General features: G+C 43.2%; 23 protein-coding genes. 16 read left to right on the top strand and 7 right to left on the bottom strand.

Features of this window, described 5'->3' with window-relative positions:
• Positions 1 to 548: 548 nt before the first annotated feature.
• On the top strand, positions 549 to 2075 hold the full coding sequence (locus NI462_RS09125) for a fumarate hydratase (RefSeq protein WP_004278405.1): 1527 nt from the start codon (positions 549 to 551) through the stop codon (positions 2073 to 2075).
• A gap of 71 nt (positions 2076 to 2146) precedes the next feature.
• Here NI462_RS09125 and NI462_RS09120 read toward each other — a convergent pair whose 3' ends face one another.
• The 4 genes from NI462_RS09120 to tig all read right to left on the bottom strand — a co-directional run bounded on the left by NI462_RS09120 (position 2147) and on the right by tig (position 6506).
• The gene (locus NI462_RS09120) at positions 2147 to 2863 is read right to left on the bottom strand and encodes a DUF2846 domain-containing protein (RefSeq protein WP_004729543.1); all 717 of its coding nucleotides are present in this window, start codon (positions 2861 to 2863) and stop codon (positions 2147 to 2149) included.
• 171 nt (positions 2864 to 3034) lie between these two features.
• Positions 3035 to 4345, bottom strand: coding sequence for an ATP-dependent protease ATP-binding subunit ClpX (gene clpX / locus NI462_RS09115; protein WP_004278407.1), 1311 nt, complete (start codon positions 4343 to 4345; stop codon positions 3035 to 3037).
• A gap of 29 nt (positions 4346 to 4374) precedes the next feature.
• A complete protein-coding gene (clpP, locus tag NI462_RS09110; RefSeq protein ID WP_004647427.1) occupies positions 4375 to 4980 on the bottom strand; it encodes an ATP-dependent Clp endopeptidase proteolytic subunit ClpP in 606 nt (201 codons plus the stop codon).
• Between the two features lie 194 nt (positions 4981 to 5174).
• Positions 5175 to 6506 carry a trigger factor gene (tig, locus tag NI462_RS09105; protein ID WP_129716349.1) on the bottom strand — a complete coding sequence of 444 codons (1332 nt, stop codon included), beginning with the start codon at positions 6504 to 6506 and terminating at the stop codon, positions 5175 to 5177.
• A 266-nt stretch (positions 6507 to 6772) separates the two neighbouring features.
• Between tig and NI462_RS09100 the strand changes: the two genes are divergently transcribed.
• The 8 genes from NI462_RS09100 to rdgB all read left to right on the top strand — a co-directional run bounded on the left by NI462_RS09100 (position 6773) and on the right by rdgB (position 17638).
• On the top strand, positions 6773 to 9028 hold the full coding sequence (locus NI462_RS09100) for a TonB-dependent receptor domain-containing protein (protein WP_253160234.1): 2256 nt from the start codon (positions 6773 to 6775) through the stop codon (positions 9026 to 9028).
• 314 nt (positions 9029 to 9342) lie between these two features.
• Positions 9343 to 11574 carry a TonB-dependent receptor gene (locus tag NI462_RS09095; RefSeq protein WP_253160231.1) on the top strand — a complete coding sequence of 744 codons (2232 nt, stop codon included), beginning with the start codon at positions 9343 to 9345 and terminating at the stop codon, positions 11572 to 11574.
• Between the two features lie 71 nt (positions 11575 to 11645).
• A complete protein-coding gene (locus NI462_RS09090) occupies positions 11646 to 12329 on the top strand; it encodes a Fe2+-dependent dioxygenase (protein WP_005267475.1) in 684 nt (227 codons plus the stop codon).
• A gap of 427 nt (positions 12330 to 12756) precedes the next feature.
• Positions 12757 to 14454 (top strand): 2-isopropylmalate synthase, encoded by a 1698-nt coding sequence (gene leuA, locus NI462_RS09085; RefSeq protein WP_253160229.1) that lies wholly within the window; start codon positions 12757 to 12759, stop codon positions 14452 to 14454.
• Positions 14455 to 14566: 112 nt separating this feature from the next.
• Complete coding sequence (metX, locus tag NI462_RS09080; protein ID WP_071852261.1) at positions 14567 to 15727, top strand: homoserine O-succinyltransferase MetX; 1161 nt, start codon at positions 14567 to 14569, stop codon at positions 15725 to 15727.
• Positions 15727 to 16320, top strand: coding sequence for a methionine biosynthesis protein MetW (metW, locus tag NI462_RS09075; protein WP_004278415.1), 594 nt, complete (start codon positions 15727 to 15729; stop codon positions 16318 to 16320). The genes metX and metW overlap by 1 nt, the downstream gene beginning before the upstream one ends.
• Positions 16317 to 16907 (top strand): tetratricopeptide repeat protein, encoded by a 591-nt coding sequence (locus NI462_RS09070; RefSeq protein WP_004647420.1) that lies wholly within the window; start codon positions 16317 to 16319, stop codon positions 16905 to 16907. Before metW ends, NI462_RS09070 begins: the two co-directional genes overlap by 4 nt.
• Positions 16908 to 17011: 104 nt before the next feature.
• A complete protein-coding gene (gene rdgB / locus NI462_RS09065; protein ID WP_253160227.1) occupies positions 17012 to 17638 on the top strand; it encodes an RdgB/HAM1 family non-canonical purine NTP pyrophosphatase in 627 nt (208 codons plus the stop codon).
• A gap of 170 nt (positions 17639 to 17808) precedes the next feature.
• Here the strand turns inward: rdgB and NI462_RS09060 are convergent, their stop codons facing one another.
• Entirely contained in the window at positions 17809 to 18690 is an 882-nt protein-coding gene (locus NI462_RS09060; protein WP_253160225.1) for an AEC family transporter, read from the bottom strand.
• 186 nt (positions 18691 to 18876) lie between these two features.
• On the opposite strand from NI462_RS09060, the gene tatA reads away from it, so the two are divergent.
• The 4 genes from tatA to NI462_RS09040 all read left to right on the top strand — a co-directional run bounded on the left by tatA (position 18877) and on the right by NI462_RS09040 (position 22749).
• Positions 18877 to 19095, top strand: a complete 219-nt coding sequence (gene tatA / locus NI462_RS09055) for a Sec-independent protein translocase subunit TatA (protein ID WP_005245949.1) — start codon at positions 18877 to 18879, stop codon at positions 19093 to 19095.
• Between the two features lie 9 nt (positions 19096 to 19104).
• Complete coding sequence (tatB, locus tag NI462_RS09050) at positions 19105 to 19527, top strand: Sec-independent protein translocase protein TatB (protein WP_005245947.1); 423 nt, start codon at positions 19105 to 19107, stop codon at positions 19525 to 19527.
• Positions 19524 to 20300 carry a twin-arginine translocase subunit TatC gene (tatC, locus tag NI462_RS09045; protein WP_253160223.1) on the top strand — a complete coding sequence of 259 codons (777 nt, stop codon included), beginning with the start codon at positions 19524 to 19526 and terminating at the stop codon, positions 20298 to 20300. The genes tatB and tatC overlap by 4 nt, the downstream gene beginning before the upstream one ends.
• Before the next feature lie 196 nt (positions 20301 to 20496).
• Positions 20497 to 22749 carry a PhoX family protein gene (locus NI462_RS09040; protein ID WP_253160221.1) on the top strand — a complete coding sequence of 751 codons (2253 nt, stop codon included), beginning with the start codon at positions 20497 to 20499 and terminating at the stop codon, positions 22747 to 22749.
• Between the two features lie 56 nt (positions 22750 to 22805).
• On the opposite strand, the gene NI462_RS09035 is transcribed toward NI462_RS09040, so the two are convergent.
• A complete protein-coding gene (locus NI462_RS09035; protein WP_184412663.1) occupies positions 22806 to 23585 on the bottom strand; it encodes an NRDE family protein in 780 nt (259 codons plus the stop codon).
• A gap of 93 nt (positions 23586 to 23678) precedes the next feature.
• On the opposite strand from NI462_RS09035, the gene lgt reads away from it, so the two are divergent.
• The 3 genes from lgt (at position 23679) to NI462_RS09020 (ending at position 25355) form a co-directional block, all read left to right on the top strand.
• Entirely contained in the window at positions 23679 to 24488 is an 810-nt protein-coding gene (lgt, locus tag NI462_RS09030) for a prolipoprotein diacylglyceryl transferase (protein WP_005250665.1), read from the top strand.
• 92 nt (positions 24489 to 24580) lie between these two features.
• Entirely contained in the window at positions 24581 to 24973 is a 393-nt protein-coding gene (locus NI462_RS09025; protein WP_005107933.1) for a hypothetical protein, read from the top strand.
• Positions 24966 to 25355 carry a hypothetical protein gene (locus tag NI462_RS09020; protein WP_253160218.1) on the top strand — a complete coding sequence of 130 codons (390 nt, stop codon included), beginning with the start codon at positions 24966 to 24968 and terminating at the stop codon, positions 25353 to 25355. Before NI462_RS09025 ends, NI462_RS09020 begins: the two co-directional genes overlap by 8 nt.
• An 18-nt stretch (positions 25356 to 25373) precedes the next feature.
• On the opposite strand, the gene NI462_RS09015 is transcribed toward NI462_RS09020, so the two are convergent.
• The gene (locus tag NI462_RS09015) at positions 25374 to 25889 is read right to left on the bottom strand and encodes a hypothetical protein (RefSeq protein ID WP_005107935.1); all 516 of its coding nucleotides are present in this window, start codon (positions 25887 to 25889) and stop codon (positions 25374 to 25376) included.
• Positions 25890 to 26075 lie beyond the last annotated feature (186 nt).

Raw genomic sequence — 26075 nt, 5'->3', positions numbered from 1 at the left:
GATTTGAAGATTTGAAGATTTGAAGATTTGAAGATTTGAAGATTTGAAGATTTGAAGATTTGAAGATTTGAAGATTTGAAGATTTGAAGATAGGTTAATTCTTTGAGGGGTTCAAATAAAAAAGAAGATAAAGCTTAGGCTTGATCTTCTTTCTGACCATACATCCAAGTTGCAGCGATATATACACAAAAACCAGCTGCCATCAAAATACCTGTAACCATTGTTAGGATCTCCCGTTTCAATAGCTGCATTATGTAAAAGTTTTATGACAGTTATATGACAATCTAGTTTTTTATTAAATTTTAAATAAACAATAAAATTCAATTACTTGAGAAAAAATCATCAAAATTATGCATATTTTTTATCTGAAATATGACACTGAATATGACAACTGGCTATCATATTTGACCCATGGAATAGCTAAAGTGCTTGCTCAGATTGCTTAAACTATAAACTTTCGGCCAATGCTCGCCCAAAATGCCCACAACCCGATTCTTTTGTCTTATAATTTAGCCCGCTAGCTATCAGCCCGCTCAAGAGATATTTGTATGACAACTATTATCAAGCAAGATGACTTGATCACATCGGTTAAAGATGCGCTTCAGTTCATTTCTTACTATCACCCACAAGACTTTATCCAAGCGATGAGCCGTGCGTATGATCGTGAAGAGAACAAAGCTGCTAAAGATGCGATCGCACAAATCTTAATTAACTCACGCATGTGTGCAGAAGGCCACCGCCCAATCTGTCAAGATACCGGTATCGTCAACGTATTTGTTGAAGTGGGCATGGACGTTAAATTCGATTTAACCATGAGTTTGGATGATGCAATCAATGAAGGCGTACGTCAGGGTTATTTAGAAAACTCGAACGTGCTTCGTGCATCAGTTCTAGCCGATCCTGCATTTGGTCGTAAAAATACCAAAGACAACACTCCTGCCGTGATTTACCACAAGCTTGTGCCTGGTAATAAAGTAGATATCACTGTGGCAGCCAAAGGTGGCGGTTCAGAAAACAAATCTAAACTGGCAATGTTAAACCCATCTGATTCAATCGTGGATTGGGTACTGAAAACTGTTCCAACCATGGGTGCAGGCTGGTGTCCACCAGGTATGCTGGGAATCGGGATCGGTGGTACTGCTGAAAAAGCCATGATGCTTGCCAAAGAAGCATTGATGGAAGAGATCAACATGGACGAATTGCTTCGTCGTGGTCCACAAAGCAAAATGGAAGAGCTTCGTATCGAAATCTTCGAAAAAGTAAATGCTTTGGGTATTGGTGCACAAGGTCTTGGCGGTTTAACCACTGTACTTGATATTAAAATCAAAGATTATCCATGTCATGCTGCAGGTAAACCAGTTGGTATGATCCCGAACTGTGCTGCGACTCGTCATGCACACTTCCAGTTAGATGGTACAGGTGTTGCACATATTCAAGCACCTAAACTTGAAGACTACCCTGCTGTGACTTGGGATTCTTCATCTTCTAAACGTGTTGACCTTGACACGATTACCCAAGAAGAAATGAATAGCTGGAAACCAGGCGATACACTTCTTCTTAACGGTACAATCTATACAGGCCGTGACGCTGCGCATAAACGTATGGTGGATATGCTGAACAACGGTGAAGAACTTCCTGTTGACTTGAAAGGCAAGTTTATCTACTACGTAGGTCCAGTCGATCCAGTCGGTGATGAAGTCGTTGGTCCTGCAGGTCCAACAACGGCTACGCGTATGGACAAATTCACACGCCAAGTCCTTGAGGCAACTGGCATGTTCGGCATGATCGGTAAAGCAGACCGCGGTCCTGCTGCCGTTGAAGCCATTAAAGACAACCAGGCAACTTACCTCATGGCTGTCGGTGGTGCTGCTTACTTAGTATCTAAAGCCATCCGTGAAGCTGAAGTGGTTGCCTTTGCTGACCTAGGTATGGAAGCAATTTACAAGTTTGTGGTAAAAGATATGCCGGTATCGGTAGCAGTTGATGTGAATGGTACTTCTATTCACGCGACTGCACCTAAAATCTGGCAAGCAAAAATTGGTAAGATTCCAGTAGTTGACGCTGCTGCGGGCTAATTTTTACTGCAAGAAAAAAAGCACCCTGAATGGGTGCTTTTTTATTGTGTTTGCTTAAAGAAATGTCCAAATTACCAAGTCCGTGGATCCCAAAGTTTAAAAGGTGCTTTCAACTGTACATCTAATGATGGATCATAAGCAGTCGGTTCAATTTTTTGGGCTTTTTTACGAATCTGGCCTGTTTCCTGATCTTGTGCCACAAAGTTAAAACTGTCTGATTTTAGCTGAGTAAAAGCAATTTCGTTCAGACCAACTTTTTCCGGCATCAGCATGAGTGGCCCTGAAACACTCCGGCGTGTACTGATATTCTCTTCATCATATTTAATAAAATAAGACTGTCCCGCTTCGACAGTAAAATCCAGATATTTAGGTTTCTGGAAATGCAGCGCGCCTAGCGGTCGACTGGTACTCAAACGATAGGTCCCTGCAGGCACTTCAATCCAGTAATAATGGTTGTGCAATAAGCTTGGAATATGTTCTTGATTGATAAACAGGCTGGCAGCGACAATTTCCTGACGATTCCATTTAGAATCGGGCCGGTATAAATACACGATGGCGGCTTCATCATGCTGCGGTTTCACCGTCTGAAACTGGTTGCCCTGCTTTTGATTGACCCAACCGCCAATGGTGAACATGCCGATACGATGCTGCTCGACGAAGCCCGGTTTTTTTTCAAGATCGATATTTTTTAAAGTGCTGAGTGGCTGTGTAGGCTCAACGACGGCTTTCTTACCATGACACCCCAGCAATGCCAAACTGCTGATGAGTACAATTGCGACTCCACGCATGCTTATCCCTCACTGCGTCTTTATTCTTTTGTATGCAAGTGCTTTGCAATTTGTTTTTTTATAAGTTTTAGGCATCCACGCCTAGTGAATCAGATTAACACCGAGCTTTATTTTTGGAAATAAAAAACGTGCGAAAACACGGAGTTTTCGCACGTTTCGGACGAATAGCAATTAAGCGGATTTGCTATTCACGACCTTTAAATCTATTTTTGTCGCAGTCTCTTGCTGATCATGTGGCTGACGCTCGGCACGGTATTCCGGCTCTGCTTCCCCTTTAATCACTGCTTCATTGATCACGACAGTACCGACATCGCTACGGCTTGGCAAATCATACATGGTTTCCAGCAATGAATTTTCTAGGATCGAACGTAGACCACGTGCACCTGTATTACGCTCAACTGCTTTCTTAGCCACTGCACGTAATGCCGATTCTTCAAAAACCAGATCCACATCTTCCATATCAAACAGATGTTGATACTGACGGGTCAAAGCATTCTTCGGCTCAGTCAGAATCTGCATCAGTGCTTCTTCATCCAACTCGTCTAAAGTGGCAATCACTGGCAAACGACCAATAAATTCTGGAATCAAACCAAATTTCACCAAGTCAGTTGCTTCAACTTGACGGAACAAGTCAGACAGCTTCTTAGTTTCATCTTTTTTACGCACTTCCGCAGTAAAGCCGATACCACCTTTTTCCTGACGCTGCTGCACAATTTTCTCAAGTCCTGAGAATGCACCACCACAGATAAACAGGATGTTCGAGGTATCAATCTGAATGAATTCTTGCTGCGGATGCTTACGTCCACCTTGTGGCGGAATTGATGCAACCGTGCCTTCAATCATTTTCAATAATGCTTGCTGAACGCCTTCACCCGATACATCACGCGTGATGGATGGGTTTTCAGACTTGCGGGTAATCTTGTCGATTTCATCGATATAGATAATCCCCTTTTGCGCTTTTTCGACATCGTAATCTGCTTTTTGCAAAAGCTTCTGTACGATGTTTTCTACATCTTCACCCACATAACCGGCTTCGGTCAGTGTCGTTGCATCTGCCATGGCAAATGGAACATCAAGAAGACGTGCCAGCGTTTGTGCAAGCAAGGTTTTGCCCGATCCTGTCGGACCAACCAACATAATATTACTTTTTGAAAGCTCGACTGAATCATCAGCTTTCTTGCCATTATTCTGCACTTTCAAGCGCTTGTAATGGTTATAAACCGCTACTGACAAGGTTTTCTTCGCGACGTCCTGACCAATCACATATTGATCCAAGGCCGCACGAATTTCATGCGGTTTCGGCAAAGGACGATTGGCCCAGTCATTGGTTTCCACCTGCTGACTGGTTTGAACCAAATCTAAGCATACGTCCACACATTCGTTACAAATGTATGCGTCCTCGCCTGCAATCAGCTTCCCGACTTCAGACTGCGTTTTACCGCAAAATGAACAATGCTTTTGTCCTTGAGGATGTTCGGACATATTTACTCCACTATCTCAATCTTTAAAACTTATGGACGTTTAGTTAAAACTTCGTCCACAAGACCGTATTCTTTCGCTTGCTGAGCAGTCATAAAGTTGTCACGGTCTGTATCACGTGCAACTTTCTCGTAATCCTGACCGCTGTGTTCAGCCATTAAACGGTTTAAACGTTCTTTAATAAACAGGATTTCACGTGCATGAATTTCAATATCTGAAGCCTGACCACGGAAACCACCCAATGGCTGGTGAATCATGACACGGGCATTTTCAAGGCAATAACGCTTGCCTTTAGTACCGGCATTCAGCAGGAACGCACCCATTGATGCTGCCTGACCCATGCAGTACGTTACGACATCAGGTTTGATAAACTGCATGGTGTCATAAATCGCCATACCCGCAGTTACCGAACCGCCTGGTGAATTGATATATAGATGAATATCTTTATCTGGATTTTCCGCCTCTAAAAACAACATTTGCGCAACGATCAGGTTCGCCATGTTGTCTTCAACTTCGCCCGTCATAAAAATTACACGTTCACGCAAAAGGCGTGAATAAATATCAAAAGAACGCTCACCACGAGAGGATTGTTCTACCACCATTGGCACTAAAGCGTTTTCAATCGTTGGAACATACATACGTTTATTTATTCCTAAATTTTTTGTGACCTAACCCATAATCACAATATGAGGGATAATCACTGAAATTGCAAAAAATTCGCCAACAAATCCATTATATTTTTTGCATTAGTTTTGTGAAAAACAGAAATGCTTTTTTCAGGCATCAATATGAAAAAAAGGCGCATTAAGCGCCTTTTTTATCGAAAGCTAAATTAGCCTTGTTGACGAGCTTGCTGCTCTTTCAATAAGTCTTCATAGCTTACAGTCGCATCAGTTACTTTAGCAGAAGCCAAAATGTAATCAACAACTTGGTCTTCTAGTACAACTGCTTCGATTTGGGCACGTTGTTGCGCATCGTTTTTGAAGTATTCAATTACTTCGTTTGGATCTTCATAAGAAGAAGCCATGTCTTCGATGTACGCTTCAACGCGTGCAGCATCTACTTCAATTTTCGCATCAGCTAAAACACGGCTTACCAGTACGCCAAGTTTTACAGATTTTTCAGCTTGTTCTTTGAACAATTCGTCTGGAAGCATGCTTGAATCAAATGCTTTCGCCCCTTGAGCACCAAACTGCTGTGTGAACTGCTGGATCATTTGTTGACGTTGACGGTCAATTTCTTGAGCAAGCATAGCAGCAGGAAGTTCAACTTCGTTTGCAGCTACAAGTGCATCGAAAGTCGCGCCTTTAACCTGGTTGCGAAGGCCGTTCTTCACTTCACGTTCCATGTTTTTACGAACGTCAGCTTTTAACTTCTCAACGCCTTCTTCTTCAGATACACCGAAGACTTTCAGGAATTCAGCATCGATTTCTGGAAGTTTTTGTTTTTCAACAAGCTTCACAGTGATTTTGAACTGAGCTTGTTTACCAGCAAGGTTTTCAGCTTGGTAGTCTTCAGGGAAAGTTACATCAATCACTTTCTCTTCGCCTTTCTTCATACCAACGATACCGTCTTCGAAGCCAGGGATCATACGACCAGAACCTAGAACAAGTTTGAAGTCTTCCGCAGAACCACCTTCAAATTTTTCGCCGTCGATTGAACCTTCGAAATCAAAAGTTACTTGCATGTCTTTTTTAGCCATGCCTTTTGTTTCAGCCCAAGCAGCACGTTGTTTTTGAAGATTTTCAATCATCTTCTCAACATCTTTGTCATTTACTTCAGCTGCTTTACGCTCAACTTCCAAGCCGTCGAATTTCACTTCGATTTCTGGATAAACTTCAACAGTCGCTGTATATACCAGCGCGTCGTCTTTCATTTCAGTTTTTTCGATGTTTGGCATGCCCACAGCATTGATTTTTTCTTGCTGGATCGCTTCGAAAACTGTGTCACGAATAATATCGTTTACTACTTCTTGGTAGATACCCGCGCCGTATTCACGACGAACTACGTTTACAGGCACTTTACCTGGACGGAAGCCGTTGATCTTCGCAGTTTTAGCAGTGCGTTTTAAACGAGCTTCAAATTGCTCATTAATACGGCTCGTCGGTACAGAAACATTTAAACGACGGGCAACGCCCGAAACCGCTTCAGAAGTTACTTGCATGGCTTCCTCTATATATTAGGTTATAACAGGTTTATAAAAATGTGCCACATTATATGACAACATTTAAGGATATACAAAAAATACGCGCGAGTTCCAGTTTTTAAGCCCTTTTTTTATTTGAATTGCCATCTTTCCAGATGCCCAGTCAACCCAATTTAAATGGAGAAAATGTATATTTTTATTGCAAATGATAAATACTATCATTAATATCCAGTTTCTTATTTGAGCAACAATACTAATTTATTCTTCGGTTCGGGAATTTGGTCATGCATAGTTTTAGTCTTCGTCCACTTACATTGGCAATTCTTGGGGTTACAGCAACATCTGCTTTTGCAGAGACTGTGAATGAGACAACGACTCCTACAACAACACATCAAATGTCTACGATTGTGGTTTCAGCAGCAGGTTTTGAACAAGATATAAAAAATGCGCCTGCCTCTATTAGTGTAGTAACTGCAGAAGACTTAAAGAAAAAAGGTATTACCAGTATTGCAGATGCGCTCAGTGAAGTACCAGGTGTCGACGTACGAAATGGCCAAGGCAAAACTGGTGGTTTAAATATCCAAATGCGTGGTCTGAATCAATCTTACACTCTTATTTTGATCGATGGTCAGCGTCAGAATACTTCTGGTTCAGTTGGTCCAAATGGTTTTGGTGAATTTAGTACAAGCTTTATGCCACCATTAGCTTCTATTGAACGTATTGAAGTCATTCGTGGGCCTATGTCTACCCTCTATGGTTCTGATGCCATGGGCGGTATCATTAACATTATTACCAAGAAAGTTGCATCAGAATGGAATGGTAACGTTTCTGTTGAACAGAATATTCAAGAAAATTCTGATATTGGTAATAACTGGAAAACCAGTGCAGTTGTTAATGGTCCAGTGATTCAAGATAAACTTGGTATACAAGTACGTGGCGAGTTTTTCCACCGCGATCAATCAGATCGACTTGTTACACCCGCAAAAACTATTGATGAAGGTAGCCAAGGTCGTGACCCACGTACAGTAGAAGCAAATAATTATGCTGTGGGTACAAAACTTACGCTAAATATAAATGATAACGTCTCTACTTGGGTAGACTTTGATCATGCTAAACAACGTTTTGATAATAGTGATGCCCGTTTAGGTGAACTTTACGAATTCAACCGTACGACAGGTTTACCATCAGGGATTGGTTCATATAAAGACGAGATCAAATTCTTAAGAGATCGTATTTCTGCAGGTGTAGATGCTGAGCTTAACTTAGGTCAATGGAAAACATTTGCAAGCTATGTTTCTTCTGAACAAGAAGGCCGTCGTCTTCCAAAAGGAAATGTACCTGAATACAATTATTATTCAGATGGTACACAAGATCGTATTTTAGAAAATAAAGACCTAACCGTTGATTCTCGTATTATTTCAACACTTGGCAACCATAAACTTACGACTGGTGTTGAATATAAAGATGGTGAAACCATCGATAACTCAGCAGGTAATGGAGTTGCTTTTGAACAGGATTCTTGGTCTGTGTTCGCTGAGGATGAGTGGAATCTAACGGATTCTCTTGCATTCACTTTCGGTGGTCGCTACGAAGACCATAGTGCTTTTGGTGGTCACTTTACACCTCGCGCATATTTAGTTTGGAACACCAATGATCAGTGGATTTTAAAAGGTGGTGTAAGTACTGGCTATAAAGTTCCAACAGCGAATGACCTTCATAATGGAATCAATGGTTTTAGCTCACAAGGCCGAAACGTGACTTTGGGCAACCCAGATCTTAAGCCTGAAGAAACCACAAACTATGAACTTGGTTTCGTTTACGACAACTTGTCTAATTTCTCTTTAGCTACCACTGCGTTCTTTACTCAGTTTAAAGATATTATCATCAGTGATGCACGCGTCGTTGAAAACTGTTTATGGGCAGGTCGCCCAACAGGACAAGCACCTGCAAACAACTGCATGACTGTAGGCAGTTTTGATAATCAGCAAAACTTTAGCTTTAAAGGCAATGCAGGCGAAGCTGAAAGCTACGGTGTGGAACTTAGTGCTAAATATGAAATTTCTCCAAGCTTTGATGTAAAAGCAAATTATACTTGGTTAGAGTCTGAAATTACCGAAGGTGAAAATAAAGGTAATCCTATTGAAAATACACCTCGTCACGCTTTGAACTTCACAGGAACTTGGTATGTGAATGATAAGTTCACTACCTGGTTAGAAGCTGAATATAAATCTGACCGTGTACGTTTCATAGATCCTGATTTAAGCGATGTCAATGTAAGTCGTGAAATTGATGCTGTCGGCAATAAGTTAAAAGCCTATGAGCTATTTAATTTAGGTGCATCTTATAAAGTCAACAATCAAGTTACTGTTTCAGGTCGTGTGAATAACTTATTGAACAAAGACTTTGGCGACTATAAGTCATTTATTAATAGTGATAACGAAGTTGAAAATGCTTTCCTATATACTAAAACGACGAGTGGTTTAGCGGGTACTTATATTCCAGACCGTAACTACTGGCTATCTGTTTCATATGACTTCTAATATTTAAGTGAAAGTTATTTAAAACCCTGCCCTGGCAGGGTTTTTTATTATCGCTAGATTAGTACTCCACGAAAAATCCCTAATTTATGTCCCTTTATAGACATCATTATTCTCAATAAAAATTTAACAATCAGATTGATTTATCAATATTTATTAAAAACATAAACTTAACTATTTATTGTTATAATATTACATTTATAAACTCATTTAATATTTTCTTAAAGATCATGAATTCCCATGATAAAAAGATAAAAATAAAAACAAGAATCATTATTATTCGCATACATTTTTAGCATTCATTTATTAGGTTTAACATGACCTTCATTAAAACACGTAAAAAAATCGTTTCCTCTGCAATTGTTTCATCTTTATCAATGGTAGCTGCATCTGCGATGGCAGAAGAACAGGTGATCCAGTTAGAGACTATTCATCAAGAAGTCAAAGCTGAAAAAGCACCCAGTTTAAAAGTAGATCAATCTGCGAATAGCAAATTTGTAGCCCCTTTACTCGACACACCCAAATCAGTTTCAGTGATTTCAAAACAGCTGATTGCAGATACACAAGTGACGACTTTAGCTGATGCACTACGTACAGTTCCGGGGATTACCTTGGGCGCAGGTGAAGGTGGTAACCCAAACGGTGACCGTCCTTTTATTCGGGGTTATAATTCTGAAAGTTCCATGTATGTAGACGGCGTACGCAACGCCACTTCACAGAACCGTGAAATGTTTGCTGTCGAACAGGTTGAAGTCACCAAAGGTTCTGCATCTGCTATGGGCGGTGCAGGAACGACTGGTGGTAGTATCAACATGATTTCTAAAGTTGCTAAAGCGGGTGACTTTCTAGAAGGTTCTGTCGCGGGTGGTACTGACAACTATCAACGCATAACCTTGGATGGCAATAAAGATTTTGGAAATGGTATAGCAGCACGTGTGGCCGTGATGGGTCACCATAATGAAAAAGCTGGCCAGAAAAATGGTGCCGAATATAAACGTGCCGGTATTGCACCGAGTATTGTATTTGGTCTGGACACCCCTACCCGCGCGACTTTAAGTTATTACTATTTAAAATCGGATGACACGCCGGATTCAGGTGTTCCTTATAAGTATGATGCGGCAAAAAAAGCCACCATCGGTAAACCTGTTGATGTAAAACAGGGCATTTATTATGGTTTATTAAGTCGTGATTTCCAGAAACAGGAAAATCAGATCGGCACCATTAAACTGGAACACGATTTAACGGATAACCTGACCCTGAGTAATACAGCGGTATATAGCACTGCCAAAAATGACTACTTATGGACCCAGCCAGATGACTCCAAAGGTAACGTGCTAAATGATAAAGTCTGGCGTCGTATAAACTCACGTATTACTGATACCAACATCTTTACCGACCAGCTTGCTTTGACAGGTAAGTTTAATACAGGTGCATTCAAGCATAGCTTTAATATGGGTGCAGAGTACTCAGATCAAAAATCTGACAAAGGTAACTACTTAACAAGTTATCCAGGCTATCCAGGTACCACCACAGGTGGTTTCAACAGCGACTGTGCTATCAACGATGCATGGTGTACATCATTAACTAATCCAGACTCACGTAATCAATGGTTGGGCTCTTCCGCAGCCAACAAAAATCTCACGACAACCACGACCGAGACTACATCTGTCTATCTCTTAGATAATATCGAGTTTAGCCCGCAATGGTTATTAGATTTGGGTTTACGTTGGGATAAATTTGATACCAAGCAAACCACAAATGCGACTGGCGACTCTATTGAAAATAATACCGACTTCCTGACCTATCAGGCTGGATTAATCTTTAAACCTGTTGAAAATGGTTCTATCTATGCAAGTTATGCGACTTCTGCCAATCCGGTCGGTGTAGATGGCGGGGATGGTTCAGAAGCAATTGGCCAAGCCTATATGGACTTAGATCCTGAAGAGAGCCGTACCTTTGAAATCGGCACAAAGTGGGATGTGTTAAATGAAAGACTGAGTTTAACCGCTGCCGTGTTCCGTACTGAAAAACAAAATACACGGATTCAACTGGATGCTGCTACATATACCAATGGCGGCGACACCCAAGTAGACGGTCTTGAGCTGGGCGTAAATGGCCAAATTACAGATAAATGGGCTGTATCTGCTGGTTATACTTATCTCGACAGTGAAACTGTGAACCCGGGCCCATCCTGTAACCGTCAAGGGGTATGTACACCTGACAACCCTGCCAAAGGTAAGCAAATGCAGAATGTACCTAAAAATTCTGCAACCCTGTGGACTACCTATGCTGTAACACCTGCTTTAACTTTAGGTGCAGGTGCTGTTGCAATGGATAAAGTTTATGGTGATGCAGCCAATACCAAGTGGGTTCCAGGTTATGTCCGTTATGATGCTATGGCGCGTTATAACGTGAATGAAAATGTTGATTTGCAATTAAACGTCAATAACCTGTCTGATGAACGTTACTTCACCAAAGCTTATGCCTCTCACTATGCCACTGAAGCAGAAGGCCGTAGTGCAGTGCTGGCAGTCAACTTTAAATATTAATTCAATATAACCGCATAGCCTCCTGATGGGGGCTATGTTATTTTTAAAATACGATTATTCAGGGGTTTCTCGTGCTGCATCATATTCCAAATGTACTGAGCAAAGAACAGGTGCAATATTTCCGTGAGGAGATGAATAAGATTGAGTGGGTCAACGGCAAAGTTACCGCGGGTACACTCTCTGCAACGGTGAAACAGAATCAGCAACTGCCTGAAGATCATTCCCTGACCCAGCATTTAAGCACAATCATTCTTGAGTCTCTGGGACAGCATGCTCTGTTTTTATCGGCAGCGATTCCGCTGGATATCATTCCCCCGCTTTTTAACCGCTATGAAAATAATGAAGCTTTCGGCTTTCATGTCGACAATTCGATTCGCCGGATTCGCGGCAGCAATGAACGCCTTAGAACGGATTTATCCTGTACGGTTTTCTTGAGTGAACCTGAAGAATACGTCGGTGGTGAACTGGTGGTCGAAGACACTTACGGTTATCACGAAGTAAAATTGCCTGCCGGCGATATGATTTTGTATCCATCGACCAGCTTGCATGAAGTCACGCCAATCACTGCCGGTTGTCGAATTGCTTCATTTTTTTGGGTACAAAGCATGATCCGTGATGATGCAGAACGGCATATGCTGTTTAATCTGGATCAGAGTATTCAAAACCTGAGAATGCAGCTGGGCGATCAGCATGCAGAGGTCATGAAACTGACCAATCTGTATCATAATTTAATGCGTAAATGGGCTGAACTTTAAAACATGCCCTGAGGTCAATGATCTTTGAAAATCATTGGATTTATTTTTTATTAAAATATACTGCGTTGTGGCACAATTGAACGTAATAAATAACGCATTATGCCCAAATAGAGAAAATATAAAATACAATATTTAGAATAAGTGAAAATATTTTTCAATTCTTAAAGTTTATAAGAAAATCTTTATTACCATACGACTAAAATCCATAAAAATAGCAAAAACTTTTCGGGATAAGTGGATTAAACTTTAAATTATAAGTAAGGCATTTAGTGCATTTGGTGAAGCTAAACCACCAATATTTAGACCATATTTCAGGTTTGAACCAGACTGTCACTAAAACCCAATGAATAGACAAAATCTATGCCGCTGACCCACGCACCGCTTTAACCAAGATTACGGTACCCAAGTTAGCATAAGGAGCTCTCTCATGATGTTGGCTGATCCAAGTAAAAAATACCGTCGCATGTATCAACGTGTGGACTTACCAGACCGTCAATGGCCGAACAACGAAATCAATAAAGCGCCAATCTGGATGAGTACCGACCTGCGTGACGGTAACCAAGCGATCTTTGAGCCAATGAACATGGAGCAGAAATTCAAGATGTTCCAGATGTTGGTGAAAATCGGTTTCAAACATATTGAAATCGGCTTCCCGTCAGCATCGCAAATTGACTTCGATTTCACCCGTAAATTGATTGAAGAAGGTCATATTCCGGATGACGTTTATATCGAGGTCTTGGTTCAGGCACGTGATCATTTGATTCAACGTACCTTTGAATCTTTACAAGGTGCGGAACGTGCCATTGTACATATCTATAATTCTAACTCGCCGACATTCCGCAACAAAGTCTTGAATGTTGATGTTGAAGGTGCAAAACAGTTAGCGATCAATGCTGCACAGAAAGTAAAAGAATATGCCGCAAAACAGCCGGAAACTGAATTCGTATTTCAGTACAGCCCGGAATGTTTTACTGCAACCGAATTAGAAGTCGCGAAAGATGTCTGCGATGCAGTCACTGAAATCTGGGAAGCATCGCCGACCAATAAAGTGATCTTAAACTTGCCTGCAACGGTAGAAGTTTCAGGTCCACACATCTATGCCGATCAAATCGAATGGATGCACCGTAACATTCAGCGTCGTGATGGCGTGATCATTTCAGTTCACTGCCACAACGACCGTGGCTGTGGCATTGCCGCTTCTGAATTGGCAATTATGGCTGGTGCTGACCGAGTTGAAGGCTGTGTCTTCGGAAATGGTGAGCGTACCGGTAACGTCGACGTGGCTGCGATTGCCTTGAACATGTATACCCAAGGTGTAGCACCAAACTTGGATTTCTCCAACATCAATGAAATCATTGCGACTGTGGAAGAATGTACTGGTTTACCTGTGCACCCGCGTCATCCTTATGCCGGTGATTTGGTGTTTACTGCATTCTCGGGTTCGCATCAGGATGCCATCAAAAAAGGTTTCGAGTTCCAGAAAAACGAAGAAATCTGGGATATGCCGTACTTGCCAATCGACCCGAAAGATTTAGGCCGTGATTATGACGCCGTGATCCGTGTTAACTCACAATCAGGTAAAGGCGGTATTGCTTACTTGTTAGAATCGAACTACAACGTGATCTTGCCGCGTCGTTTACAGATTGAATTCTCTCAGATCGTACAAAAACGTACCGATGAGCAAGGCACTGAAATCAGCGCGACCGAAATCTGGAAGTTGTTCAAGGAAACCTATGTGGATGCTAAAAACGTTCACTATTCTGCGAAAAACTACAAATTGTCAGATGACAATGGCAATCAGGTGATTGAGCTTGATCTTGAAATTGATGGCCAGTCACGTCGTGTTCGTGGTGAAGGCAATGGTCCAATTTCTGCGATTTTGGATGCACTTCAGTTACCAATTGATGTCCTAAACTATGAAGAGCGCAGCATCAGTTCGGGTGCACATGCCAAAGCTTTAGCCTTGATCGAACTTCAAGTGAAAGGTACCGGTAAATCTGCCTTTGGTGCCGGGGTACATGACAACATCGTAACCTCTTCCATTGAAGCAATTATTGCCTCGACCAATCGCCTGATTGATCAGGGTGTGTTAAGCACTGATCAGGTGATTGCTGCTGCGGTCTAAACGGCTGTATTAGAATTTGCGATAATTCATAGCACTAAAATGACTTTAGAAGGATACCGGCAAATGGTATCCTTTTATTATTCATACTAAAGATTTAAGGCGAATCCTCCCCGTGTCTTTTCCAGCTGACTCAGTGGGCATTGTTGTCCCACAAAAGTTCCAATTTGAAGAGCCGTTAGAGCTTGAATGCGGTCGCATCCTCCCACGTTTTGAACTGATGGTTGAAACTTATGGCGAACTCAATGCCGATAAGTCCAATGCCATTCTGATTTGTCATGCCCTTTCCGGTCATCACCATGCCGCAGGCTATCATCATGCAGATGATAAAAAAGCCGGCTGGTGGGATTCATGTATTGGCCCCGGCAAAGCCATTGATACTTCAAAATTCTTTGTGGTTTCACTGAATAATATTGGTGGCTGTAGCGGTTCTACCGGCCCGATCTCGCCAAACCCTGAAAATGATAACCGTCCTTATGGCCCTGATTTTCCACTGGTTACGGTCCGCGACTGGGTCAAAACCCAGGCCCTGCTCTCTGATCGTTTAGGGATTGATACCTGGGATGCCATCATTGGCGGTTCACTGGGTGGTATGCAGGCATTGCAATGGTCAGTGGATTATCCAAACCGTTTAAGAAAATGCGTGATTATTGCCAGCGCTCCAAAGCTTTCTGCACAGAATATTGCCTTTAACGAAGTGGCACGTCAGTCGATTTTGTCAGACCCGGATTTCCATAATGGTCGTTATCTGGAAAATGACAGCTATCCAAAACGTGGTCTGATTCTGGCGCGTATGGTCGGTCATATTACTTACCTGTCCGAAGAAGCCATGAAACAGAAATTTGGCCGCGATTTGAAATCAGGCAAATTTATGTATGGTTTCGATGTCGAATTCCAGGTCGAAAGCTATCTACGTTATCAGGGTGAGCAGTTCAGCCGTAACTTCGATGCCAATACCTATCTGATCATGACCAAAGCGCTGGATTACTTTGATCCGTCGCGTGAATATGAACAGTCGCTCAAAAAAGCCATGGCCAATACCCAGTGCAAATTCCTGGTGGTGTCATTCACGACTGACTGGCGTTTTACTCCTGCCCGCTCACAGGAAATCGTGGATGCTTTAATTAGCAACCATAAACCTGTGAGCTATCTGGATATTGATGCCGAACAGGGTCATGACTCTTTCCTGTTCCCTATTCCGCTCTATGTAAAATCTTTGCGTGCATTCCTGGGTGGTGAAGAACACCTGAAAGCAACACCAAAGGAGGCCGTATAATGCGTATCGATCAACAACTCGCTGAAAAGTGGATCAAGCCCGGTTCTAGCGTACTCGACCTCGGGTGTGGCGACGGTGAACTGCTGGCACAAATGAGTAAAAAGCACGATATTCGTGCATACGGATTAGAAATTGATCAGGAAAAGATTGCAATTGCGGTCAGTCGCGGGTTAAATATCATCCAGCAGGACTTAAACCTCGGTTTAAGCCGTTTTGCCGACCAGTCTTTTGACAATGTGGTCATGGCACAAGCTTTGCAGGCTGTAGATGCACCTGACGTATTATTGCGTGATATGGTGCGTGTGGGGAAACAGGCCATTATTACCTTCCCGAACTTTGCCCACTGGAAGACCCGTTCTTTCCTGGCAATCAAAGGGAGAATGCCGGTTTCTGAAGCCTTGCCGTATATGTGGTATAACACCCCGAATATCCACTTATGTACATTTCGTGATTTTGAAGCACTTTGTGCGGAAAATAACATCAAAATTATTAATCGACTCGCTGTGAACGGGAATCAAGAAGATAGTTTGCTCAGCAAGCATCTCCCGAATCTATTTGGTGAAGTCGCAATTTATCGAGTGAGCGCGCTATGAAAAAATTATTATTAAGTACGACGCTACTGGCGGGACTTTTTGGCATGCAAGCCCATGCAGATTATGTTGCACCGAGTCCTTCTGTTGCCAGTCAAGCGGCTCAGTATTCCATCATGGATATCAACAGTTTGACTAAAGCAGCGAAAGCCGGCCAGGCGGGTGCACAGTTCTATCTGGCCACCAAATACCAGTATGGTAAAGACATCCAGAAAGATGAACGTCAGGCCTTTGCCTGGTATAAAGCAGCAGCCGATCAAGGTCTGGCAGTTGCCCAGCTGAATGTCGGCCGTATGCTGGCAGATGGTATTGGCACCAGAAAAGATGAAGCGCTGGCACGTCAGTATTTTGAAAAAGCGGCTAGCCGTGGCGATAACCGTGCCAGCTTTAACCTGGCAATGATGGAAGAGAAAAAGAAAAACTATATGGGCGCTTACCAGTGGTATGAACTGTCTACCCGTGATGGCATGCTCGACAATAAGGTGATTACGCTGTCGGAAGGCAGAAAAACTGCCTTGGCGGCGAATTTAACCCAAGAGCAGATCCGTCAGGCGCGTGATCGTGCCGACAGATGGATTCAGGCACAATAAGCTGAATGGTATAAATAGCACCTTCGGGTGCTTTTTTATTGCCGCAAATTCTTCATCCATTGCTAAAATAGCGCCCATTCTTTATCTAATAATGAGTTTTTGACATGGCTGCAACTGACTGGTTATCCCAAGGCACACTGGTATTGGCAAGTAATAACAAAGGTAAAATTGCCGAGTTTGAAAAACTGTTTGCCGAGCTACAACTGCCGGTTGAAGTCGTGGCCCAGGGCAAGTTGAATATCGAAGATGCGATCGAAGATGGTCTAAGCTTTGTAGAAAATGCGATTATTAAGGCTCGCCATGCTTCTAAAATTTCCAGAAAACCTGCTATTGCAGATGATTCAGGCATTTGTGTGCCAGTTCTTGGCGGCGCTCCCGGCATTTACTCGGCTCGTTATTCCGGTGAGCATGGCAACGATGCCGCCAATAATGAAAAACTGCTGGCCGATCTCAAACCCTTACGCCAAGATGGTGAAGTGATTGAGGGCATGTTTGTTTGCGTACTGGCACTGGTTCAACATGCCGAAGATCCCTTACCGCAAGTCTTTCAGGGTATCTGGCACGGGGAAATTCTGGAAGCTGCGCGTGGTGAAAATGGTTTTGGCTATGACCCGTTGTTCTGGTTACCGGAACTCGGAATTTCCAGTGCAGAAATGAGTAAGGAAGAGAAAAATAAAATCAGTCATCGTGGACAGGCGATGCAGTTGTTTAAGAAGAGTTTGGAGAAGTAAGTTCCTCCTCTCACCCCAGCCCTCTCCCTTTGGGAGAGGGCTGGGGTGAGAGATTTTTAAAATACACCTCTCCCTAACCCTCTCCTTTAAGGAGAGGGAAAATCATTCTTCTAAAGCTTTTACATCCTCTCTAACTCTCGCCCTAAGGGCAAGAGGACCTTTTTATGTTTTTATAATCCTGGCATCAACGCATGCATGATTACCCCATATAGAGCAATCAAGATCGCACTGGCCAAAGTTCCCGAAGCAATATATTTGGCGGAATGGCCCGTTCCCTGATAATGGGTTTCCAGCGCTACAATATTGGCTGCAGGAGGCAATAAAAAGAACATCAGCATTACAGCATAAGTCAGCGTCTGCTGCGGAATAGGTAAATAATAATAGGCGACAACACACAGCAAAACCGCAAACAGTCCTCTATAAAAAATCAGTTGCAGACTACACATTAAATCGAAGCGGCTGATCCGCACATTACTTAGCCACATCCCCAACACACACATGCCACTAAAAGTCACCAGCACTTTATTGGCCTGATACAGCCTCTCTACCCAAGCGACTTGCTGCCACTGACTCAAATCCCAAAATGACAATAAGGCTGCCACTGACAGTGCCACCACTGGTGGTGAGAGCAGTACATTTTTTAAAATATAGCTGCTATCTTGTCTGGCTTCACTGACTGCCATCACCGCACAGACATTGCCAAACAAAGAACCACCGATGTACAGCGCCACCACAGTACTGGTCGCTTGCGGGCCAAAAACTGCCAGTGCAAAAGGAATTCCCAGCCATGCCCCATTTAAATAGCTCAGGCATAAGGCACGCAGTTTATTTTTCAGGGTGAAATAAAATAAGGCAAAGAACACACAGGAACAGAAAAAGCTAAAGGCAATTAACCACAAACTGCCCTCTTGGTAAAATACCATATTGTAGATAATGAGTACCGGAATCAGGATCCGTGCCAGTAAAGCAGCCAAAAAAGGTCGAATCGGTTTTAAAAATTGCACCCCCCAATAACCAATTAGAAAAGACAGGAGGGGAAGAATCAAGGCCATGACAATACTGCTGAGATTTCCATATCAGGCTGTATGCTAACACAGCATACTTTTCATTGAATTATGAAATTTTTTATATGAGTGATTCATTCCCCTGTTGCCGTGTCGGCAAACTGTCATCAAAGCGTCACCGCGCTGTCATACAAGCCTGCTGAGATAGGTGCATGAAATATAGAGGATAAAATAATGGCAGGATTATCAATTTGGCATGTGCTGATTTTCGCAATTGTGGTGATTTTATTGTTCGGTACATCGAAACTTAAAAATTTGGGTAAAGACGTCGGCGGCGCGATTAAAGACTTTAAAAAATCAGTCAAAGATGAAGAGGCAGAACAAGCTCAGCTTGCAGAGCCACGCACCATTGATGCTCAGGTCAAAACTCCTGAACATTCGGTTAAAAGTTAAGAGTTCGCTATGCTCAATATTGGAATGACCGAGCTGCTGATTTTCGGGATTATTTCGCTTTTGGTTCTTGGGCCAGATAAGCTTCCGGAAGCAGTACGTTTTGTCGGAACATGGTACGGCAAGATCAAGCGTATGGTGAGCAATGTTCAGAATGATCTTGATCGTGAATTGCGCCTGTCTGAGCTACGTGAACAGATGCAGGCTGAAATGCAGCGGATTCAGGAACTGGAGGCCAAGATGCAGGCACAAGTGGCTAATTTGCAGCAGCCGATTGTAAGCGATGAAGTAAAAATAAAATCGCAAGCTGTCCAGCCCTTGCTCAGCTATCAGCCGGTGATACAGCCTGTATCACCCGTGTATTTACCCAAGCCTACAGCAATTCAAACCGTGATTTCCGAACAACGCTATACAGAAATGAAGGTGGCCGTATGACATCCTTGCCGACCACACCAGCCTCCAATGATGCTGCAGCACTGAACCTCGAACAGATGCCGATTACCCAGCATTTGATCATCTTAAGAAAGCATCTGTTTAAAGTGGTTGCTGTCCTGATTGGCCTGTTTTTCTGCTTATTGCCCTTTGCCAATCAGACTTACCAGTGGTTGTCTGAACCCTTACGGGCACAGCTACCTGCCAGCTCAACCATGATTGCCACAGATGTCACTGCAACCTTCATGGCACCTTTTAAACTGAACTTCTTTGTCGCGCTGATGATCGCGATGCCGTTCATCCTGTATCAGCTCTGGACCTTTATTAAGCCTGCGCTGTATGCCAAGGAAAAGAGCCTGGCCTTGCCGCTTCTGATCGGCAGTATCGTACTTTTTTATACCGGCATCAGCTTTGCCTACTTTGTGGCATTGCCCTCGATTCTGCATTTTTTTATCAGTGTTTCGCCTGAAACTGTAGCCCCGATGACCGACATCAACAGTTATCTTAGCTTCTGTTTAAAGCTGTTTCTGGTCTTTGGTTTTACTTTTGAGATTCCCATTATTACCCTGGTTCTGATCTTGATTGGTGCAGTTTCGACACAGACTCTGATCGAGAAACGGCGCTTTATTATTGTGGGTTGCTTCTTTGTGGCAATGTTTGTTACACCTCCGGATGCCCTATCGATGATCATGCTGGCTGTCCCAATGTGGCTACTGTTTGAACTGGGTTTACTGGCAGGGAAACTGATTGAAAAACGTCGTTTAAAGACTAAATAACAATAACTATCCAAAACAAAAAAAATATCGATTTACTCAGGCAGCTCTGGCTGTCTTTTTGTTTCCAATTTTCAATAAAATACTGATTTATTTAATTTTAATGCAACATTTCCTTAAGATTACTGTCATATCCCAAGCTTAAGGTATTGAAAACTTCTACACCACCAAGCACTTATTTTTTAATTGGGACTTTAAAATGAAAAATGAAGACATGATACCTTGCCAGGATCTGGTTGAAGACAGTAACAACTCAAACAACACGCACTTCCAAACGATTCTGGATCAATATACTAGCCGCCGCAGCTTTATTGCGAAAACTACAAGTGGGGCAATGGCATTAGCATTTGCAGCAACAGTAAGTGGTTGTTCAGATGATGATAATGATTCTGGTACACCTGACAGTAATCCAACTACACCGCCAGATACCACTAGCCCAGATCAACATGCCTGGAGTGATCTAAAAGCACGTCCGAATAAATTAGTCTTTGAGCCGGTTCGCAAGAATACCCAAAACTTCTTCAGTGTTCCTGAAGGTTATGAGCTTAAAGTATTGTATGCAGTCGGCGATCCAATCAACCCTGCTTATCCAGAAAAGACCGATACCACCTTAGCTTCTGGTGCTTCTTACCAGTTCCGTTCAGGCGATAACCATGATGGTATGAGCTTCTTCGGTATGCATCCAACCAATAAAAATTATGCTGCCAAAGAATCAACACAAGGTTTACTTGTTTTAAACCACGAATACCTACAACAATCTCAGCTCCATACACCAGAAGGTACAATTACCATCGATGGCGTACGTCCAGAAGATCAGGTACTCCGTGAAGTGAATGCGCATGGTGTTTCTGTTATTGAGATCAGCAAAGATGCAAATACACAAGACGTTAAAATCAACTTAAATTCTAATTTTAACCGTCGTATCACTGCAGCAACCGAGATGGAAATTAATGGACCAGCACGTGGTTCTGACTTAGTCAAAACTATTTTCTCACCAGATGGAACATTGACTCGCGGTACCTTTGCAAACTGTGGTAATGGTTATACGCCATGGGGAACTTACTTAACGGCTGAAGAAAACTGGAGTGGTTATTTCGCTCGTCAAGCCAACGACACCCGCGCTATTGCAAAAGAAGAAATTTCATTATCTCGTTATGGTCGTGGTGGTACTGATGCTCGTTCGTCTCAATACCGCTGGAATACTCCTGTTGCTGAATTAACTGGTGATAAAGGACTTTATGATCGTTGGGATATTTCAGTTAAAGGCGCAAATGCTTTAGCAGATTATCGTAATGTCATGAATACCTGTGGATTCATTGTAGAGATTGACCCATTTAGCGCGACTACACGTCCAGTTAAACGTACTGCACTGGGACGTTTTGCACATGAAGATTGCCGCTGTAGTAACCCTATTCCGGGTCAGCCATTAGCGTTCTATATGGGTGATGATGCGACCGGCGAATATATCTATAAATTTGTTTCTGAAGCAGTCTGGGATCCGAAAGACGTCAATGGTGGTTATACCGCTGGTGATAAATACATGGATAAAGGGACATTATATGTCGCTAAATTCAATGATGACGGTACAGGTGAATGGCTAGAACTGACTCATGGCAAAAATGGTTTAACTGCTGCCAATGAAATCTATCCGTTTGCAGGCCAAGATGACATCGTCATCAATGCCCGTCTTGCTGCTGACCATGTAGGTGCGACCAAAATGGACCGTCCAGAATGGGTTGCAGTGAATCCCGAAAATGGTGAAGTGTATGTAACCTTAACCAACAACAGCAACCGTGGTCGTGCATATGAAACTGATGCTGCCAACCCACGTAGCTACATCGACTTTAAAGGTTCAAGCGCCAGCAATTCAGGCAATATGAATGGTCATATCATTCGTTTCAGTGAAGCTAAAAACACAGTTACAGCGACAAGTTTTGCTTGGGATATTTTCCTGTTCGGTGCAGAAGCACGTGCTGCCTCTAACATCAACCTGTCAGGTCTGGATGATTTAAATGACTTCTCCAGCCCGGATGGCATGTGGTTCGATCCGCGCGGTATTCTGTGGATTCAGACGGATGATGGTCAGTACACCGATGAAACCAACTGCATGATGTTGGCAGCACTTCCGGGTACTGTGGGTGATGGTGCTAAAGCGCTTGCAGCCAGCACCAAAGCAGAAGGACAGGAAACCTTTGTTGGTGCCAAACTCAGCAATGATCGTGTTCGTCGCTTTTTGACTGGTCCATCGGGTTGTGAAATTACCGGCGTGACTATTACCCCGGACTATAAAGCGATCTTTGTCAACGTTCAGCATCCAGGGGGTGCATGGCCAGCCAACCAAAGCGAGCGTTATAGCCGTTTAGGCAAAGTACCTCGCTCTGCAACTGTGGTCATTACCCGTAAAGATGGTGGCGCCATTGCGGGTGAGGCTTTGGAACAAGCGAGCGTATAAAAAAAGCTGTTATTCAAAAATGCCGACGTCAAGTCGGCATTTTTTATATCTGGTGATTATTTCAGGCTAATTATTTTCTCAATAGTTTGACCTGCGGTTGTACCTTGTTGTGACTTCTCGATCCAGTGCCATTGTCCCTGCTGCATTCTCAAAAAATTGGAGCATCGGGTGCCATAGGCCGGACTCTGAATAAAAGTCGAAGACAGCAGCTGTTCCATTTCCACGGAGATGCCGGTATCTGGCAGAAGTTCAGGAATCACCTTACGTTCATCTTCCAGAATATCCCAGACTGCATGACACAAATCTGCTTCTGCGATCTCCTGGTGTTGCAGCATCGGTAAAAATTCCTGGGTAAAGCGTTTACGTAAATGTCGGGTCTTGTACCAGTCTTCACTCATCAGGCCATTCGAAACCACATAGACGCCATGGGCCAGTACTTGTGGTGCTTCACCGCGATTGCTCATATACACCGCCTGATCCTGATCGCCGATAAACAGGTTAAAGCCGGCATAGTCACACTGGCGTTGTTCCAGATCTTGAGCAAAACGAATCGGCGTTAAGTCAGAATCTAAAAAGTTCTGGATGATATGTCCACGTGAAGTCGGATAATGCCCTTTGTCCTGCCCATCACGAAAATTGGTAATCACCGCCCAGCGACTGGAAGCCGTAATCCCCATCCAGGTGCCGCCCGACTGTAGATCCTGTCCGGCAATTATCGGACTATTCTCCCATTCATGCAGCTCCTGCGTAGGACGCTGATAGAACTCATCCCGATTTGAAATCAGACATAATGAGCTCTGATCCAGAACCCGCCAAGCCAATGCCACGATACACATAATTTACGCTCTCGATCTTTACACATTGAATGTACAACATTTTTCTTTGCTTTAAGCTAAAATCTGTGCAAAACAGAATCACAAGGAACAGGAATGCTCACCTATCCCAATATTGATCCCGTCGCGATTTCGCTCGGGCCCTTACAAGTCCACTGGTATGGACTGATGTACTTACTGGCATTTTTATTTGCCTGGGGATTGGCGACGTTTCGCGCCAAACAACGTGGCTGGACACCGGATATGGTGTCTGACCTGATTTTCTTCGGTGCACTCGGTGTGATCATCGGTGGCCGTGTCGGTTATGTCTTCTTCTACGGTTTTTCTCAGTTCCTGGCCGATCCTTTATGGCTGTTCCAGATCTGGACCGGCGGTATGAGTTTCCATGGCGGTTTCCTCGGGGTCATTCTGGCCATGTTGTGGTGGTGCAAGAAATATAAGATGACCTGGTTCCAGACTCTGGATTTTATCGCACCTTGCGTACCGACAGGCTTGATGTTTGGCCGAATTGGTAACTTTATTGGTGGCGAACTGTATGGCCGTCAGGTCACCGACCCAAACTTTGCCTGGGGCATGATCTTTCCGACCGATCCGCTGCAACTGGTTCGTCATCCATCTCAACTCTATCAGGCACTATGTGAAGGCCTGATCCTGTTTATTATACTGTGGTGGTTCAGCTCGAAGCCACGTCCACGTATGGCAGTTTCTGCGCTGTTCCTGATCGGTTATGGCTTGGCACGTTTTGTGGTTGAATTCTTCCGTGAGCCGGACAATGGCCAACTGTTTATTGGCTGGATGAGCAAAGGACAATTCCTGAGCCTACCAATGATCCTGATTGGCTTGTGGATGATGTGGTATGCCTATCAGAAGAAAATATATGACTGGGGTCCACAAAAAAATAGCTGAGAAAATCGCGTAATTTAGCGAGGCAAAGGCCTCGCTTTTTTATACTCAAAATATGCTAAAGTGCCGATTATCTCTTCTATTCTTTCATCATTATGCTTGAGTTCTGGTTTAATCCGCAGGTATCTGTTCTCAAAAAACTATTGATCTTTATTGTGATTGCAGCGACAGCTGCAGGCTTGTACTGGATGGAACCACTGCCCTTAGATTCTATTTTGATGTTTGTCGGTACCGGCATCATTTTTCTGATCTGTCGTTACTGCAAAATCCACTTTGCCAGCAAAAATCCGACCGGTTTGCTGTATAGATTACTGACCTGGATTCCAATTGCCTTATTGATTGCTTTAGTTTTTATGAATATGCAACAGGGCGAAATCCTGATTCCGGGTGCACAAGGCATTGCCTTTATGGCACTGGCAATTTGTCTGTTTTCTCCACTGTCCCTGCTCAATCAGAACAAATCAGATGCAGGTTCACCCCATGCTTGAGTTCTGGTATTCGGAACGCTGTAGCCGTCAAATCAAACTCATCGCCATCATGGCGACCTGTATTTTGATTTATACAGCATCGACTGTGGCCCAGTTAGATCCGGTCCTATTTGTGGGGGTGAGTTTAGCGATTGGAATTGTCGTGCATTTACTGCACCATTTCCGCCTGAAAATCTCAAAATCCAATCCCTATGCAAATGGCTTTAGCGCCTTGAGCCGGGTCATTCCCATCATTGCCTTAATTACCCTGTTTGGCTATTTACCAGAACAGCACCAGCAATGGGGCAAATTTGCCTTGGGTCTGCAATGTCTTGGCTTTGCCGCGATTGGATTATTTATCGTTTCAATCTATGAAAGCCGTGCGAAGCGCTTTGAGGACTGATTACTTCGCCGCATTTTCTTAGAAGTAAGTTTCCAGGCGATAGTAACTATAAGTCACGTTTTTATTGCGATAAACTGCATGATCTCGTTGTTTAAAATCCGATACCCAGGCACTACCTGAATAAGCCGCGATATGTCCATATTTATGTCCCTGAGTACGGTCAATAATATAGATATCGCCTTTTTTCGGCCGATCAAAAGAAGCATTAATTTTCTTATAACCCAGCTGCATCAGGGTACTTCCCCAATCTGCCGCTGCAACCGGATGATTCACAATTTTTGCACCAGAGGATTGTAGACCGACACGAATACTGCGCGCACATTTCTGTGTACTGGTATTGCGGGTAATGCCTTGTAGATAACTGGTAAATTTCTCGATATTGATACGATGGCCATTGCTTACGCCTGAAGCGTTACGGACAGTGGCTTTTTGGGATGACTTTTTAGGTCTTTGCTCCGATTGGGAACGCACCATGATATTCGCTTGGACAGGAGCATATACTTCGCTCATGTTTACTTGATGATCATAGATCATGCCTTACCAACCGCTCCTCGCCTGTAATTTAGGCTTTCATATTGTTAACAAGCCGAGAATACTAGTCGTTTAAATGTTATCTTTCACATTAAAAATGTAAATAAATTTGTCTATTTTTGCGGCATTCAAATTAAGCCGTTCTTTCTAATACAGTTACAAAACTCATCATCTTTGCAAAAAAAATGT

Origin of the sequence: Acinetobacter lwoffii, from assembly GCF_024129715.1 — a bacterium.
Classification (GTDB): Bacteria; Pseudomonadota; Gammaproteobacteria; order Pseudomonadales; family Moraxellaceae; genus Acinetobacter; species Acinetobacter lwoffii_U.
This window is presented reverse-complemented; position numbering and strand designations above follow the sequence as displayed.